The organism is Chromobacterium sp. Ag138 (assembly GCF_055181315.1).
The window spans coordinates 1,332,272-1,348,874 of sequence record NZ_JBUPWA010000001.1; the positions used below are offsets into that span (position 1 = coordinate 1,332,272).

Below are 16,603 nucleotides of genomic sequence, written 5' to 3' on the forward strand. Positions count from 1 at the left end.
TTCGAAACCATAGAGATGACTGCCAAACGCATCCTCCTCGGCATCGGCGGCGGCATCGCCGCCTACAAGTCGGCCGAGCTGACCCGCCAACTGATCAAGGCCGGGCATCAAGTGGAAGTGGTGATGACCGAGTCGGCCACCCGTTTCGTCGCGCCCGCCACCTTCCAGGCGCTGTCGGGCCACACCGTCTACACCGACCTGTGGGATCCGCGCCCCAGCAACGCGATGGCCCATATCGAGCTGTCTCGCCGCGCCGACGCCTTCCTGATCGCGCCGGCCACCGCCAACCTGCTGTTCAAGCTGGCCCACGGCGCCTGCGACGACCTGGTCTCCACGCTGGCAGCGGCGCGGACCTGCCCGCTGATCGTCGCCCCGGCGATGAATCTGCAGATGTGGCAGAACCCGCCCAACCAGCGCAACATCGCCCAGCTGGAGGCGGACGGCGTGACCGTGTTCGGCCCCGGCAACGGCTTCCAGGCCTGCGGCGAGACCGGCGACGGCCGCATGCTGGAGCCGCATGAAATCGTCGAGCTGCTGCACGGCTTCTTCGCCGACAAGCTGCTGGCCGGCAAAAAAGTGCTGCTGACCGCCGGCCCCACTTACGAAGCGATAGACGCGGTGCGCGGCATCACCAACATCAGTTCCGGCAAGATGGGCTACGCGCTGGCGCGCGCCTGCCGCGACGCCGGCGCCGAAGTCACGCTGGTCTCCGGCCCCACCGGCATGGACGCGCCGATGAATGTGCGCCGCATTGATGTGCAAAGCGCGGCCGAGATGCAACAGGCGGTGCTGGGCGAAGTGGGCCGCAGCGACGTGTTCATTTCCGTGGCGGCGGTGGCCGACTACCGGGTGAAGAACCGCAGCGAGCACAAGATCAAGAAAGGCGCCGCCGCGCCTGCGATCGAGCTGGAAGAAAACCCGGACATCCTGGCCACCGTCGCCAGCCTGCCCGCCGCGCCGTTCTGCGTCGGCTTCGCCGCCGAAAGCCAGAACCTGCTGGAATTCGCCGAGGCCAAGCGCAAGCGCAAGAAACTGCCCATGCTGGTGGCCAACCTTGCCCAACAGGCGATGGGCGCCGACGACAACCAGGTGGTGCTGCTCGACGACGCCGGCGAGCATCCGCTGCCGCAGATGCCGAAGGATGCAGTGGCCGCCGCCATCGTCCGCCACCTGGCCGCCCTGCTGGCCCAACGCTGAAGAATCAATCATCGGGCGGCTTTCTGGCCGCCCCGCATCACAAGGAAACACCATGCGACCCGTAATCGACGTCAAGATCCTGGACGCGCGTCTGCGCGACAACCTGCCCGCCTACGCCACCTCCGGCTCGGCCGGCCTGGATCTGCGCGCCGCCACCGAACAGACGATGACCATCCAGCCGGGCGAAACCCAGCTGATCCCGACCGGCATCGCCATCCACCTGAACGATCCGGGCCTGGCCGCCATGCTGCTGCCGCGTTCCGGCCTCGGCCACAAGCATGGCATCGTGCTGGGCAATCTGGTCGGCCTGATCGATTCCGACTACCAGGGCCAGATGTTCGTCTCGGTCTGGAACCGCGGCCAGGAGCCTTTCCGCCTGGAGCCGATGGAGCGCATCGCCCAGATGGTGATCGTCCCGGTGGTGCAGGTGGGCTTCAATATCGTCGACGACTTCGACGCCTCCGACCGCGGCGCCGGCGGCTTCGGCAGCACGGGTCGCGGCTAGGACTGTTTTCTCCGGCGGCTTGCCTATAATTCTGGGAACTTGCGGCGCGGACGCGCCGCATCGCGGCCATCCCAGGAGTTCCCGCCATGCCGACACCCCTCGCGGAGCAGGATGAAAGCAAGCTGCTGCTCGACAATCTGGTCGAGCTGACCTCGCAGCGCGAGCAGGAAATGCTGGAGTCCAGCCTGCTGTCCACCCTGGTGGAACTGATGCATGTCGACAGGGTGGAGCTGTTCGCCTGCCGCCAGGCCAATGGCTCGCCCTATCTCTGCCGGCGGCTGGAAGCGCTGGCCGCGCCCGGCAAGCCGGATGTCCGCGAAACCCCGGCCGACGGCTGGCTGCCCCCTCCCCCGTTCTTGCGCGAGCTGTCCAGCCACGCCCATCCCGACCACGCGGCGCTGCTGCGCATTCCCAGCGGCCTGTGCCTGCCCTTGCACTGCATGGGCAACATCACCTCGCTGGTGGTGATCCATTGCGGCCCGGACGCCGGCGTCAACCGGGACATGCTGCTGGCGATGGCGCGGATACACGAAAACTTCCTGCGGCTGTTGTTCGAGGCCGACCGCGACATGCTGACCGCGCTGCACAACCGCCGCAAGTTCGACCTGCGCTTCTACAACCTGATCGCTTCCCTGCAGCATCAGGCGGAGTCCGCGGCCACCCACATGCTGGCCTTGCTGGACATCGACCATTTCAAGCAGGTGAACGACCGCTTCGGCCACATGGTCGGAGACGAGGTGCTGCTGCTGATGGCCCAGTTGATGCAGGGATGCTTCCGCGAAGAGGACGGGCTGTTCCGCTATGGCGGCGAAGAGTTCGCGCTGCTGCTGGAATGCGGAGACGCGGAACCGGCCGAAGTCGCGCTGGAACGCTTCCGCTCCTTGGTCCGGCGGCACCCGTTTCCCCAGGTCGGCTGCATCACCATCAGCATCGGCTATACCCGCATCACGCCCGGCCTGCTGCCCGACCAGCTGCTGGAGCAAGCCGACCGCGCGCTCTACTACGCCAAGAGCCACGGCCGCGACCAGGTCTGCGGCTATGAGAAGCTGGTGGCCGGCGGCAAGCTGGAATCCCCGCTCATCGCCGACCAGATAGATTACTTCTGACAGCCTGTCCCATGCCTGCCGCGCGTCGGCGATACCGCCTTGGAACGCTTGCGCGCTGCGCGTGTTCAGCCGTCTTCTACTCGCCTAGCCAGACGTTGAACAGGCGCGGCCCCTCCGCCTGCCGCCAGGCGGAGGGGCCCATCGCTCACGGCAGCTGAACGATGCGGTTCAGCGCCGGCACCGGCAAGTTGGCGTGCTTGGCCAGATAGCTTTGCAGCACATCCACATCCACCCGGCCGCCGACGCGGTTGGCGCCCTCGGCCAGCACGGTGAAACCGTCGCCGCCGCCGGCGATGAAGTTGTTCACCTGCACCGTGTAGCTGGCGGCGGGATCGATCTTCTTGCCATTGATCGTGATGCTGTTGATGTCCACCTTGCTGCCGGCCGGCGCCGACTGGCTCCAGCTGTAGCTGAAGCCGGACGACACCTGCAGGATCTTGGGCTGGGACGGGTTGCTCCACTGCTGTTCCAGCAGGCGGTCTATCTGCGCGCCGGTCAGCGTCATCGTCATCATGGTGTTGCCGAAGGGCTGCACGGTGTAGACCTGCTTGTAGCTGACGCTGCCGTCTGCCGCCGGCGCCAGATCGGCGCGGATGCCGCCCGGGTTCATGAAGGCCGCCACCGCGCCCTGCTCCTTGCCGGCATCCAGCTGGGAATCCGCGAGCACGTCGCCCAGCGTCGATTCGCCCGCGGCGTTGGCGCTGCGCGTCAGCGCGCCCGCCAGCGTGCCCACCGGTTTGTTGCCTTTTTCCGCAGCCCTGTCCAGATAGAACTGGACCAGGCTACTGATATTGGCCAGCGGCGCGATGTCCTGCGTCACCGGGCGATTCACCGCCTGGATCGACCCCGGTACGAAGGTCCGCGTCGCCGGGCTCAGCTTGAAATTGATCTCGGTGAACAGCTGGCCGTAGTTCTTGGCGCTGGTGACGGTGCGGCCGTCGATCTGACAGTTGTAAGCCTGATGGGTATGGCCGGTGACCACCAACCCTACCGCCTTGTCCAGTTTCTTGACGATGTCGACGATGGGGCCGGAAATGCCCTTGCACTCGTTGTAGCTGCCGCTCTGGTAGCCGCCTTCGTGCACCACCACCACCACCGCGGCCACGCCCTGCGCCTTCAGCTTGGGCACCAGCGCGTTGACGGTGTCGGCCTCGTCCTTGAAGCTCAGGCCCTGGATGCCGGTGGGCGTCACGATGTCCGGCGTGCCCTTCAGCGTCATGCCGATGAAGGCGACCGGGATGTTGCCGTATTTCTTGATCTCGTAAGCCGGAAACAGCGTGCCGCCGTCCTGTTTCTGCACATTGGCCGCCAGGAACTTGAACTTGGCGCCGCCAAAGCTGCCGCCGTACAAGCAGGAAGTTTCCGCCGCGCCTGGCTTGCAGCCGCCATTCTGCATCCGCAGCAATTCGTCCTGGCCGTCGTCGAATTCATGGTTGCCCACCGCATTGATGTCCAGGCCCAGCAAATTCATCGCCTCTATCGTCGGCTCGTCGTGGAACAGGCCGGACACCAGCGGGCTGGCGCCGATCAGGTCGCCGGCCGACACCACCACGGTGTTGGGCGACTGCGCGCGCAGCTGCTTGACCCAGGCCGCCAGATAGTCGACGCCGCCGGCCGTCACCTTGACCGTCTTGCTCGGGTCTTTCGGATCGGGAATCGACAGCGTGCCCGGCGCTTCCAGATTGCCGTGGAAATCGTTGAAGGCGATCATCTTGACCGCCACCTGGCCGGCGGCGGCCTCGTCGCCGGTCTGGGTGCGCGTCGCGCTCACGGAAGAGGAATCGGACATGCAGCCGCCAAGCGCCAGCGCGGCGCCCAGAGTCATGCCCAGCGGGATCAGTTTCATCACTTGCTCCTTGTGTATTGTTCTTAACGAAGCCCGCCGCTGCCACGGCATGACGTCGAGATCGGCAAAGATACACAATTTCAGTGACATTTGAGCTACTAAAATCCACAAAACCAATGTAAACCCGGCATTCCGGCAATATCAACAAAAACGCCGCGAGGAGTCCTCGCGGCGTTTTTCATTCCGTCCTCCCGGCCGGAATTGTCAGGGCATCGGCATCAGGCCAGCAGGTGATTGTTCAACTCGCGCATGCCGGCGGACAGCATCGCCAGGTCCAATGCGCTGAACGACTGCAGCTCGGCGAACATCTGGCCGCAGATTTCCACCGCGCCCTGGCGATTGACCAGCCATTTGGAGGCGAAGTCCGCCGCCGACGCGCCTTCCAGCGCTTGGCGTGCCAGATTGCGGTGCACGCTGTACAAGTCATCGCGCAGCGCCGAACGGGCCAGCGACTGCCAGCGGTTGTCGCGCGGCAGGCCGGTGATGGCGTCGCGCAGCCAGTCCAGCTGCAGCGCGCTGCCCAGCTGGAAGTAGTTGGCGGCCACCTGCTCCAGCTTGAGCTTGCTGCCCTCGCCGATCTCGATGATGTCCATCAGCGGCACCGCGAACTCCAGGCGCGCCAGTACCTGGGCCAGCGGCTGCGGCAGATTCGCGTGGGCGATGCGCTGCTCCAGCGCGGCCACCGCCGGGTAGTCGGCGGCCGGAATCAGCTTGGGCAGCTGCGCCAGCAGGCCCTGCACCTTGGACGCGTACTGCTCGATCACCGCGTTGACGGAACCGAACGGACGCTTGTTGCGCAGCACCCAGCGGGTCACGCGCTCCACCAGCGTGCGCACCAGCACCATCAGCTGCATCTGCTGATCGGCCGGCACCTTGTTGTCCAGCGCCTCGATCTGGCCCCACAGGCTTTCCGCGTCGAACACGCGGCTGGCGATCCACCAAGCGCGGGCGATGTCGGCGGCGGAGAACGGCGACTCCTCCTGCATCCGGAACACGAAGGTGGTGCCCATGCGGTTGATGATCTGGTTGGCCAGCTGATTGGCGATGATCTCGCGGCGCAGCTGGTGCTGCTCCATCTGCTTGCCGAAGCGCTGCTGCAGCGGTTTCGGGAAGTAGTTGACCAGCACCGGCAGGAAGTCCTTGTCGTCCGGCACGTCGGTGGCCAGGATCGCCTGGTCCAGCGAAATCTTGCTGTAGGCCAGCAGCACCGCGATCTCCGGCACGGTCAGGCCCTGGCGGGCGAGGCGGCGCTCGTTGATCTGGGTTTCGGACGGCAGGTACTCGATCTCGCGGTTCAGCTCGCCGGTCTTCTCCATGTGCGCGATCATGCGCGCATGGGTGGACAGCATGGACGCGGCTTCCAGACGCTTGATCGCCAGCACCTGGGTCTGCAGCACGTTGTTGCGCAGCACCAGTTGGCCCACTTCATCGGTCATCTCGGCCAGCAACTCGTTGCGCTGCTTCAGCGTCATGTCGCCGGCCTGCATCACCGCGCCCAGCAAGATCTTGATATTGACCTCGTGGTCGGAGCAGTCCACGCCGGCGGAGTTGTCGATAGCGTCGGTGGCGATGCGGCCGCCGGCCAGCGCGAACTCGACGCGGCCCAGCTGGGTGCACGTCAGGTTGCCGCCTTCGGCCACCACGCGGGCTTGCAGCTCGTTGCCGTTGACGCGCACCGGATCGCAGGCGCGGTCGCGGGCGTCGGCGTGGCTCTGCGTCGACGCCTTGATGTAGGTGCCGATGCCGCCGTTGTACAACAGGTCGATCTTGGCCTTGAGGATCTCATGGATCAGCTCGTTCGGCGCCATGCTGTCCTTGCTGGTTTCCAGCCACGCCTTCACTTCCGGCGACAGCGGAATGGACTTGGCGCTGCGCTCGAAGATGCCGCCGCCCTTGGAGATCAGCTCGCGGTTGTAATCCGCCCAGCTGGAGCGCGGCAGATTGAACAGGCGCGCGCGCTCGGCGAAGCTCTTCTTCGCGTCCGGCGTCGGGTCCAGGAAGATGTGCAGGTGGTTGAACGCCGCCTTCAGGCAGATGTGCTCGGACAGCAGCATGCCGTTGCCGAACACGTCGCCGGCCATGTCGCCGATGCCGATCACCGTGAAATCCTGCTCCTGGGTGTTGATGCCCAGATGGCGGAAGTGGCGCTTCACCGACTCCCAGGCGCCGCGGGCGGTGATGCCCATGCCCTTGTGGTCGTAGCCGGCGGAGCCGCCAGAGGCGAAGGCGTCGCCCAGCCAGAAGCCGTAAGCTTCGGAAATGCCGTTGGCGATGTCGGAGAAGGTGGCGGTGCCCTTGTCGGCGGCCACCACCAGGTACGGATCGTCCGGGTCCAGGCGGCGCACGTCGGTCGGCGGAATGATCTGGCCGGTCACCAGGTTGTCGGTGACGTCCAGCAAGGCGGAGATGAAGATCTTGTAGCAGGCGATGCCCTCGGCCAGGAAGGCCTCGCGCTCGGACGGCGCCGGCAGTTGCTTGCCGACGAAGCCGCCCTTCGAGCCCATCGGCACGATCACCGAGTTTTTCACCATCTGCGCCTTCACCAGGCCCAGCACTTCGGTGCGGAAGTCTTCCATCCGGTCAGACCAGCGCAGGCCGCCGCGGGCCACCTTGGAGCCGCGCAGGTGCACGCCTTCCACGCGCGGGCTGTACACCCAGATTTCAAACATCGGGCGCGGCTGCGGCAGGAACGGGATCTGGCTGGATTCCAGCTTGAACGAGATGTAGGACTTGAAGTGGCCGTCTTCCGCCTTCTGCCAGAAGTTGGTGCGGCGGGTAGCCAGGATCACGGCCAGGAAGCCGTTCAGGATGCGGTCTTCGTCGAGGTTGGCCACGCCATCCAGCATGCCGCGCACGGCGGCCAGCAGCAGCTCGGCCTTGTCGTCGTCGAAGCCAGCCGGGTCCAGGCGGGCGTAGAACAGCTCAACCAGGCTGCGGGTGATGGCCGGGTAATTGGCGACGCATTGCTCGATGTAAGCCTGGCTGAAGGTCAGGCCGCCTTGGCGCAGATACTTGGCCAGCGCGCGCACCAGCGAGATTTCGCGCCAGTCGAGGCCGGCCACCAGCGCCAGGCGGTTGAAGCCGTCGTTTTCGCAGCGCTTGGCGAACACCTGGGCCAGCAGTTCCTGGAAGTCATGCTGCACCTGATCCTGCGCCATCTGCTCGCCGAAACCGCCGACGTCGAGGCCGAAGTCGCTGATCCACACCTGGCTGCCGTCCGCGCGCTTCACGCAGTATGGATGCTCGTCGCGCACCTTGACGCCCATGTTCTCGAGAATGGGCAGGCTGGCGGACAGGCCCAGCGGCTCGCCTTCGCGGAACAGCTTGAGATTGAAGGCCGCGCCGACGCGGTGGAAGGGACGGTACAGCTTCATCGCCAGCGGCTGTTCGGCGCAGATCGCCTCCAGGTGCTGGACGTCCAGCACCGCGTTGCGCACCGCGAACTCTTCGCGGTAAGCCAGCGGGAAACCATCCTTGTAGCGGTTGAACAGGCCGTTGCCGCGCTCTTCGCCGTGGGCTTCCACCAGTTGCTGGTGCAGCTCTTCGCTCCAGCCGCGCACCAGGCGCGCGATTTCGGCCTCGATGTCGGCGGCGTGGAATTCAGGCAGCTTGGCGGATGCGGTGCGGATGATGTAATGGACGCGGGCCAGGGTGCCGTCGCCGATCTGCACGCTGAACTCGGCGCTGGCGCCGTTGAAGGCGTTCATCAGCACCTTTTCGATCTTCAGCCGCACTTCGGTGCTGAAGCTGTCGCGCGGCACATAGACCAGGCTGCTGACATAGCGGTGGTAGCGGTCGGCGCGGACGAACAGCCGCACGCGCGGGCGTTCCTGCAGGCTGACGATGCCTTCGGCGATCGGTCCCAGCACCTCGGCCGGGATTTCGAACAACTCGTCGCGCGGGTAGCTTTCCAGCACGAAGCCCAGGGTCTTGGACTTGTAGCTGTCGTCGACGAAGTCGCAGCTGGACACCACGGTCGCCACTTTCTGGCGCAGGATGGGCACGTCCTTCGGCGAAGCCTGGTAGGCGCTGGCGGTATAGAGTCCCAGGAAGCGGCGCTCGCCGATCACCTGGCCCTTGTCGTTGAAGCGCTTGATGCCGACGAAGTCGACATAGGCCGGGCGATGGATGATGGAGCGGGTCTGCGATTTGTTCAGGATGATCAGCTGCGGCAGGTGGGCCAGCTCGCGCAGCTCCTGCGGCAGCTGTTCGAAGCTGGCCGAGTATTCCTTGTCGCCCTGCTCTTTCAGGATGCCAAGACCGGACTCCTTGACGATCTTCAGGCTGTCCTTGCCGTCGCGCTTGACCAGATCGTAATCGCAATAGCCCATGAACAGGAAGTTGCGCGCGGCCATCCAGTCGAGGAAAGCCACGGCTTCCTTGGCTTCGGCGGCGCGCTCGCCCTTCACCTTGGCCAGGTCCTTGCCGATGCTGGCCAGCACTTCGCGCATTTTCGGCTCGTCGGTGACCACCAGGCGGATATCCGCCAGCACGCGCTTGAGCTCGGCTTCCAGCTTGGCCAGCAGTTCGGCATCGCTGATGCGGTCGATCTGGACGTGGATGAAGGACTCCAGCGGCAGGCTGCGATCCTCGGTGCGCTTCACCTCGGCCAGCACGCCGCTCTTGTCGCGGGCAACCGCCAGCACCGGATGGACCAGCAGATGCAGATTGAGGTTGTAGCGCGACAGCAGCATGGAGATCGAATCGATCAGGAACGGCATGTCGTCGTTCACCACTTCGATCACCGTGTGGGTGCTTTGCCAGCCGTCGCGTTCGAAATCGGGGTTGTAGATGCGGCACTTGACCTGTCCGGCAGAGCGTTTGCCGGCGAACTCGTAGTGCGCCATCGCTGCGCCGAACAGATCGAGCGAGGAGAACTGCCTGAGGTCGGCGTGTTCGGTCTCTTCGAAATAGATCGGGAAGAAGGCGGCGAGTCGTTGGGTCTCCTTGGAAGAAAGCTTGCTCTCGGCCACTGCCTGAATATCAGCGATCAGGCTGGCCAGTTCGGTCTTGTTGGTAAGCGACATTTAGCTTCTCTTGTTGTGAGCAGGGAGGTTGTCGGGGCATTGTAGATAGCGCCACCCCGGCCGGATTTCCTTAATGCGACATGCACTTACACAAAAAGCGCCACGCCTATCCCAGAGGCAACAACGCAGGCGCATAAGCCGCCCGAAAATCCAGCCGACACCTTACAGCAAAGCGACGGACAATTACACAAATCTCGTAACAGCACGCATTGTAGATCATCGAACAATAACGTCGTAACCTATTGATTTTTATGATATTTCCATTTGTTCGCAAAAGTAAGGTAGAATGTGCGCACTTGCTTGTGGGGATTGACCAAATCAGCCGCTTACTGTTGGCTATCGCAAAAACCGTTGGTCAATTCAGAACACAAAACGGCCCGGATCGGAACATTAACGTCGCCTCCGGTGCGGGGTTTACAAGCCGGCCGCTTGCGCATCGCGCCAGCGGCCAACGAGAGAGAAGTAGAAGCAACATCATGAAAAAAGCCCTGATCGCAAGCGCCGGCATCGCCCTGCTCGCCTCCCTGTCCGCCCAGGCGGAAACCCTGCGCATCGGCGTGGATCTCAACTACCCGCCCTTCTCCAAGCAAGGCGCCGACGGCAAGCCGCAAGGCTTCGACATCGACATCGCCAACGCGCTGTGCACAGCGATGAAGGTGACCTGCCAGATCGTGCCCCAGGACTGGGACGGCCTGATCCCGGCGCTGAACGCCAACAAGTTCGACGCCATCATCTCCTCGATGCAGATCACGCCGGAGCGCCAGAAGGCGGTGGACTTCTCCCGCAAGTACTACAACATCGCCAGCCGCATGGTGGCCAAGGACGGCACCAAGGTGGACGCCGCCAGCCTGAAGGGCAAGAAGATCGGCGTGCTGCGCGCGTCCACCCAGGAAAAGTTCGCCAAGGACTACTGGGGCAAGAACGGCGCCACCGTCGTGCCTTACGCCAAGTCGCCTGAATCCTTCCTGGACCTGAAGTCCGGCCGCGTGGACGCCGTGTTCGTCGACAGCGCCGTCGGCGAGCAGGAATTCCTGAAGACCACCCAGGCCAAGGGCTACAGCTTCGTCGGCCCCAATTACTCCGACGTCAAATACTTCGGCCCGGGCTGCGGCATCGCCGTCAAGAAGGGCAACAAGGCGCTGGTCGAACGCCTGAACAAGGCCATCGATCAGATCCGCAAGGACGGCGCCTACAAGAAAGTCCAGGACAAGTACTTCAGCTTCGACATCTACGGCGGCTGAGCCCTGAACTGAACCACCCGATACGACCCGGCGCGCTTCCCGCGCGCCGGCGTCGGCAATCCCCTTTTTCGAGATTGCTCCATGCTTCAAGGCTACCTTCCCAGCATCCTCGAAGGCGGCGTGCTGACTCTGAAACTGGCCGGCACCTCGCTGGTCGTGTCCGTCGCCCTCGGCCTGGTCGGCGCGCTGTTCAAGTCCAGCCACTCCCGTCCGCTGACCTTGCTGGCCGAATTCTACTCCACCGTGGTGCGCGGCATTCCCGACCTGGTGTGGATGTTCCTGCTGTTTTTCGGCGCCCAGATGGCGCTCAACGACATCTGCGGCTACTTCGGCTGGCAGAGTCCCGACATCAACCCCTTCGCCGCCGGCGTCGCCACGCTGGGCTTCATCTTCGGCGCCTACATGACGGAAACCTTCCGCGGCGCGATGATGGCGGTGCACAAGGGCCAGATGGAAGCCGGCCTGGCTTACGGCATGTCGCCGCTGCGGGTGTTCTTCCGCATCCAGCTGCCGCAGATGGTGCGCTACGCGCTGCCCAGCTTCTCCAACAACTGGCTGGTGCTGGTGAAATCCACCGCCCTGGTGTCGGTGATCGGCCTCAATGACGTGATGTACCGCGCCGACGCCGCCAAATCCGCCACCCAGCAGCCGTTCGACGTCTACGTCGTCGTCGGCGCGCTGTTCCTCGCCGTCACCGGCGTATCCAACCTGCTGCTCCACTGGCTGGAGAAACGCTATTCGATGGGCGCCAAGGAGAGCGGACTGTGATCGATCCCCAACTGATTATCGAGCGGCTGCCGGAATTCTTCGGCGCCCATGACGGCGGCCCGATGCTTTCCAGCACCGACGGCCTGATCCTGACGCTGGAGCTGCTGGGCCTGTCCCTGCTGCTGGGCCTGGCCATGGCCGTCCCGCTGGCGGTGGCCCGCGTCTCCAAGAGCCGCGCGCTGGCGGGCGCGGTGTGGCTGTTCGGCTACGTGTTCCGCGGCACGCCGTTATTGGTGCAGCTGTTCATCATCTACTACGGCCTCGCCCAGTTCGACTGGGTGCGCGACAGCTGGGCCTGGCAATACCTGCAGAACGCCTATGTCTGCGCGATACTGGCCTTCACGCTGAACACCGCCGCCTACACCACTGAAATCATCGCCGGCCAGATCCGCGCCACCCACTGGGGCGAAATCGAGGCGGCCCGCTCGATGGGCATGAGCCAATGGCTGATGCTGCGCCGCATCGTGCTGCCGTCGGCGCTGCGCCGCGCGTTGCCCGCCTACAGCAACGAAGTGATCATGATGCTGCAGAGCACCGCCATCGCCGGCTTGGTGACGTTGGCAGACCTGACCGGCGTCGCCCGCCGCATCTACAGCGAAAGCTACATGCCGTTCGAGCCTTTCCTCACCGCCGCGCTGATCTACCTGGCCCTCACCTTCGGCCTGGTCTGGCTGATGAAGCGGGCCGAGCGCCGCTACCTGGCCTTCCTCGCGCCCCGCAAGCAGTGAGGCCGCGCGGGCCGGCAACAATATTGTGCCGGCCCGCCGAAATAAATCGTACAATGCAGGGCGAGATAACGCCGCCATGCCAGGCTTGCCTGCCATGGCGGCATTTTTGCCAACTGACACAGACAATCACACCATGGGTCACCCGCCCCAAACCGGCAAAGCCCTGCGCTTTGGCTTCCTGCTCCTGCCCCACGCCTCGATGGCCGACTTCGCCAGCGCTTCCGAGGTGCTGACGCACGCCAATCTGCTGGCGGAAAAGCGCCTGTACGAAACGCTGCTGCTGTCGCTGGACGGCGCGCCGGTGCAGCTGTCCAACGACATCAAGCTGGCGGTGGACCTGCCGCTGTCCTACGCGCCCAAGCTGGACTACCTGCTGATCCTGGCCGACGAGATCGTCAACGATTTCGCGCTGGAAGATCTGAGCAAGGCCCTGGGAGGCGGCAACGCCGACAAGATGACGCTGGCCGGCATAGGCTGCGGCAGCTACTGGCTGGCCCGCGCCGGCTTGCTGGCGGGACAGCGCGCGACGATACACTGGCGTGAAATCGCGCGGCTGACCGAGGAATTTCCGGACGTGATCGTCACGTCCAATCTGTACGAGAGCGAGGGCCGCTGCCTGAGCTGCGCCGGCGGCGCCGCCACCTTCGACTTCATGCTGGACCTGGTGGGAAAACGGCAGGGCCACGAGTTCATCGCCCAACTGTCCGAGCTGTTCAGCATGGAGCGCATCCGTCCCGGCAACGAGCGCCAACGCATCCCGCTGGCCACCCGCATCGGCGGCAGCCAGCCCAAGCTGACCGAAGCGGTCAGCCTGATGGAGGCGAATATCGAGGAGCCGCTGTCCACCGACGACATCGCCTACTACGTCGGCGTGTCCCGCCGGCAATTGGAGCGGCTGTTCAAGCAATACCTGGGCACGGTGCCGTCGAAATACTACCTGGAGCTGCGCCTGAGCCGCGCCCGGCAACTGCTGCAGCAGACCAGCAAATCCATCGTCCAGATCGGCCTGGCCTGCGGCTTCTCCAGCGGCCCGCACTTCTCCAGCACCTACCGCAACCACTTCAACATCACGCCGCGCGAAGAGCGCGCCCAACGCGCCCTGCCCGGCGCGCTGACACGCGCATCCTGAACTAGCTCAGCTGCCGCTCCGCCTGCAAGGCCAGCGGCAGCTCGATGCGGAAGCAGGCGCCGCTGGCCGGTATGTTTTCGGCCGAGATCAGCCCGCCGTACTGTTCGACGATGGTCTGGCAGATCGACAAGCCCAAGCCCATGCCGTGCGGTTTGGTGGAAAAAAACGGATGGAACAGCACTTCCAGCAGATCGGGAGTAATCCCCCGCCCCGTATCCCTCACCTCCAGAATTCCCTTCCGTCCCTCGCGCCGGGTATGGATGATCACGTGCCGCTTCATCGGCGGCTCGTCCTTCAAAGCGTCCATCGCGTTGGACAATAGGTTCAGCACCACCTGCTCCAGCTGGATGCTGTCCGCCATCACCGGGATGGAGTAACCGGACAATAGCTGCACCACTTCGATGCCGCGCTCGCGCAGATCGTATTCAGCCAGGAACATGCAGTTGCCCACCACTTGGTTGACGTCGATCAGCCGCGTCTCGATCGCCCGCTTGCTGACCAACGCGCGCAGCCGCTTGATGATCTCCCCGGCCCGGCCCGCCTGCGCCACCGCCAGCTTCAGCGCCGAATGCACCTGCGGCGGCGCGTCGTCCACGCCCTCCAGCATCTGCATCGCCGCCTGGCAATAATTGGAAATGGCGGTCAGCGGCTGGTTGAGCTCATGCGCGATGCCCGAAGCCATCTCCCCCATCGTGTGCAGCCGCGCCACGTGCGAGAGCTTTTCCAGGTGCTCCTTGACCCGGGTTTCGCTGGCCTCCAGCGCTTCGGCCGTGCGCTGGCGCAGCGGCCCCATGTCGCGCAGCGCGCACACCACGCCGATCAGCACGCCGTCTCGGGACAGCAGCGGCGCGACGCCGCCCTCTACGAAGTGCACCTTGCCCCGCGCGGTGGTCAGCTGCATTCTTTCCTGCAGCTCCACCGGCAGGCCGGTGCGGAAGCACTCGCCTATCGGATCCTCGGCGAACTCAGAGGCCAGCTCGCCCAACAGCCGGAACACCTCGTGGCAAGGCTGGCCCAGCACCTCTTCGGCCGGCATCTCCACCAGCCTCAGCGCCATTGGATTCGCCATTTCAATGTTGCGATCCTGGCGCAGGATCACCACCCCGTCGTGAATCGCATTCAAGGTCACTGACGCGCGCTCGCTCTGCAGAAACAGCTCCTCATCCGCCAGGCTGCGCTGCCTGCGCAAGGCCATGCGCTGGGAATAGATCAGGCCGGCGGCGGCCAGCAGCAGCGTCAGCAACAGTTCCCTCAACAGCAGCGGCAACAACGCCAGATCACTGAGGCGGACATCCTGGGCAACGCCCAGCACGAATGGCTGCGCCTCGCTGTTCAGCGGCAGCTTCGCCTCCAACCGGGTGACGACCGGCCACCAATCATGCTCGGCCACTCGATGAAGCCGCTCATACAACAGCTCATGCCCGCCCTCCTTGGCCAGCAAGGCCAAATCCAGATTGCTGGACAGGCTGGCATCGACCGGCAATTGCAACAGCCGATCGCAGAACACCACCAGCACCGCCATGCCGGCCAGCCGCTTCCTGCCTGGCGACTGCGAGTCTCGAAACAAGGGCTGCATCAGCAGATAGGCCCGCCCACCACCGTCATACAGCTCGAAGGGGCGAGATGACACCTTCTGCCCGCCGGAGATCGCCCGCCGCAACTCCGGAGCGAAATAGGCATCGCCAAGCATGTCGTAACCATAAACGGGGCTGGCTGCCGGCAAATCCGGCTCTATCATCGAGACGACGAGAGACTGGGCTCGCACGGGAGCGGGCTGCCAGCTGCGCCGACCCACGACATCGAAATCGCGGATATAGAAAGTCTCGCCAAAGCGTTGCTCCATCTCCCTCAGGAAAACCACCCGATTATCGGAGGAGACATTGCGGAGAAACTGGATGGCGTACAACTGCTGATAACGGGGAAGCATCTCGCGGGAAAAGGCGCCGACGGCAGCCCCGTCAAACGGCTCGCGCGACAACAGCAGCGCGTCGATCGCCGACAGCACCGACTCGTTCTGGTCCAGCCGCCTGGCCACGCCGGCATACGCCTGATGCGCGGCCAACTCGAAGCCGTCCTGCAAGCGGCGATACTCGCTCACGCCCCACTGCGCCATCACAAGCAGCGAGCAGGCAAGCCAGACCGCGCCGAACAGCAGCCACCCGCCGCCCTTGAATTTGCTCAAGACTTCCGCCCTAGGGGTTAATTCGACATTTTGAATAATATGTGCTGCATAAAATATCTGCTGCGCATTTTTGCAAAAATGCAGATCTCCCGCAACGACATAAGCTGGACAATCTGTCCAAGAATTCACACTATATCGACATTCCCCCCCCACAAACGCCGCAGCCCCGCCGGTAACCGGTCGGGGCTGGGGGGCGCATTTCGCGCGCGCAATGCAAAAACCCCAGCTCGTCTGAGCTGGGGTTCTGCGTATGGGGCGTCTGGCGGTGTCCTACTTTCACATGGCGAATGCCACACTATCATCGGCGCTAAGGCGTTTCACGGTCCTGTTCGGGATGGGAAGGCGTGGGACCACCTCGCTAAGGCCACCAGACATAAACTGGCACAAACTTGAAGAAGCCTGGGCTGGTATTCAACCAGCCCGCATATATTCGGTATTTGATGTACGTCGCACATCCACTCTCGTCACTTAGCCTCGCTAAGCCACTCAAATGATAGGATCAAGCCTCACGAGCAATTAGTATCGGTTAGCTTCACGCCTCACAGCGCTTCCACACCCGACCTATCAACGTCCTGGTCTCGAACGACTCTTCAGGGAGGTCAAGCCTCCAGGGAAGTCTCATCTTCAGGCAAGTTTCCCGCTTAGATGCTTTCAGCGGTTATCTCTTCCGAACTTAGCTACCCGGCTATGCCACTGGCGTGACAACCGGTACACCAGAGGTTCGTCCACTCCGGTCCTCTCGTACTAGGAGCAGCCCCCGTCAAACTTCCAACGCCCACTGCAGATAGGGACCAAACTGTCTCACGACGTTTTGAACCCAGCTCACGTACCACTTTAAATGGCGAACAGCCATACCCTTGGGACCGGCTACAGC

At 64.0% G+C, this 16,603-nt stretch carries 10 protein-coding genes, 1 rRNA gene and 1 other annotated feature; of the genes, 7 read left to right on the plus strand and 4 right to left on the minus strand.

The window, feature by feature from the left end; genetic code table 11:
• Positions 1–15: 15 nt before the first annotated feature.
• From coaBC to ACY3GB_RS05870, 3 genes are all read left to right on the plus strand, one after another.
• Positions 16–1,197: a bifunctional phosphopantothenoylcysteine decarboxylase/phosphopantothenate--cysteine ligase CoaBC gene (gene coaBC, locus ACY3GB_RS05860; RefSeq protein ID WP_463087924.1), complete on the plus strand. Its 1,182-nt coding sequence runs from the start codon at positions 16–18 to the stop codon at positions 1,195–1,197.
• 52 nt (positions 1,198–1,249) lie between these two features.
• Entirely contained in the window at positions 1,250–1,702 is a 453-nt protein-coding gene (dut, locus tag ACY3GB_RS05865) for a dUTP diphosphatase (RefSeq protein ID WP_463087925.1), read from the plus strand.
• Between the two features lie 86 nt (positions 1,703–1,788).
• A complete protein-coding gene (locus ACY3GB_RS05870) occupies positions 1,789–2,808 on the plus strand; it encodes a GGDEF domain-containing protein (RefSeq protein WP_463087926.1) in 1,020 nt (339 codons plus the stop codon).
• Positions 2,809–2,953: 145 nt separating this feature from the next.
• Here ACY3GB_RS05870 and ACY3GB_RS05875 read toward each other — a convergent pair whose 3' ends face one another.
• A complete protein-coding gene (locus ACY3GB_RS05875) occupies positions 2,954–4,654 on the minus strand; it encodes a bifunctional metallophosphatase/5'-nucleotidase (protein ID WP_463087927.1) in 1,701 nt (566 codons plus the stop codon).
• Positions 4,655–4,872: 218 nt separating this feature from the next.
• Entirely contained in the window at positions 4,873–9,681 is a 4,809-nt protein-coding gene (locus tag ACY3GB_RS05880; protein ID WP_463087928.1) for an NAD-glutamate dehydrogenase, read from the minus strand.
• A 476-nt stretch (positions 9,682–10,157) separates the two neighbouring features.
• On the opposite strand from ACY3GB_RS05880, the gene ACY3GB_RS05885 reads away from it, so the two are divergent.
• From ACY3GB_RS05885 to ACY3GB_RS05900, 4 genes are all read left to right on the plus strand, one after another.
• Positions 10,158–10,922, plus strand: coding sequence for an ABC transporter substrate-binding protein (locus ACY3GB_RS05885; RefSeq protein ID WP_463087929.1), 765 nt, complete (start codon positions 10,158–10,160; stop codon positions 10,920–10,922).
• Between the two features lie 81 nt (positions 10,923–11,003).
• Positions 11,004–11,690, plus strand: a complete 687-nt coding sequence (locus ACY3GB_RS05890) for an ABC transporter permease (RefSeq protein WP_021475741.1) — start codon at positions 11,004–11,006, stop codon at positions 11,688–11,690.
• Positions 11,687–12,418: an ABC transporter permease gene (locus tag ACY3GB_RS05895; protein ID WP_463087930.1), complete on the plus strand. Its 732-nt coding sequence runs from the start codon at positions 11,687–11,689 to the stop codon at positions 12,416–12,418. Before ACY3GB_RS05890 ends, ACY3GB_RS05895 begins: the two co-directional genes overlap by 4 nt.
• Before the next feature lie 133 nt (positions 12,419–12,551).
• Positions 12,552–13,547, plus strand: coding sequence for a GlxA family transcriptional regulator (locus tag ACY3GB_RS05900; RefSeq protein WP_463087931.1), 996 nt, complete (start codon positions 12,552–12,554; stop codon positions 13,545–13,547).
• 1 nt (position 13,548) lies between these two features.
• Here ACY3GB_RS05900 and ACY3GB_RS05905 read toward each other — a convergent pair whose 3' ends face one another.
• On the minus strand, positions 13,549–15,729 hold the full coding sequence (locus tag ACY3GB_RS05905) for an ATP-binding protein (RefSeq protein WP_463087932.1): 2,181 nt from the start codon (positions 15,727–15,729) through the stop codon (positions 13,549–13,551).
• A gap of 257 nt (positions 15,730–15,986) precedes the next feature.
• Positions 15,987–16,101, minus strand: a 5S ribosomal RNA gene (gene rrf / locus ACY3GB_RS05910).
• 136 nt (positions 16,102–16,237) lie between these two features.
• Positions 16,238–16,503, minus strand: a sequence feature (23S ribosomal RNA rRNA prediction is too short).
• Positions 16,504–16,603 lie beyond the last annotated feature (100 nt).

What these genes read in the sequence shown, in the direction of transcription:
- ACY3GB_RS05870 (WP_463087926.1), top strand. Translation starts at nt 1,789, where the DNA reads ATGCCGACACCCCTCGCGGAGCAGGATGAAAGCAAGCTGCTGCTCGAC.
- ACY3GB_RS05900 (WP_463087931.1), top strand. Translation starts at nt 12,552, where the DNA reads ATGGGTCACCCGCCCCAAACCGGCAAAGCCCTGCGCTTTGGCTTCCTG.
- ACY3GB_RS05885 (WP_463087929.1), top strand. Translation starts at nt 10,158, where the DNA reads ATGAAAAAAGCCCTGATCGCAAGCGCCGGCATCGCCCTGCTCGCCTCC.
- ACY3GB_RS05880 (WP_463087928.1), bottom strand. Translation starts at nt 9,681, where the DNA reads ATGTCGCTTACCAACAAGACCGAACTGGCCAGCCTGATCGCTGATATT.
- ACY3GB_RS05875 (WP_463087927.1), bottom strand. Translation starts at nt 4,654, where the DNA reads ATGAAACTGATCCCGCTGGGCATGACTCTGGGCGCCGCGCTGGCGCTT.
- coaBC (WP_463087924.1), top strand. Translation starts at nt 16, where the DNA reads ATGACTGCCAAACGCATCCTCCTCGGCATCGGCGGCGGCATCGCCGCC.
- dut (WP_463087925.1), top strand. Translation starts at nt 1,250, where the DNA reads ATGCGACCCGTAATCGACGTCAAGATCCTGGACGCGCGTCTGCGCGAC.
- ACY3GB_RS05890 (WP_021475741.1), top strand. Translation starts at nt 11,004, where the DNA reads ATGCTTCAAGGCTACCTTCCCAGCATCCTCGAAGGCGGCGTGCTGACT.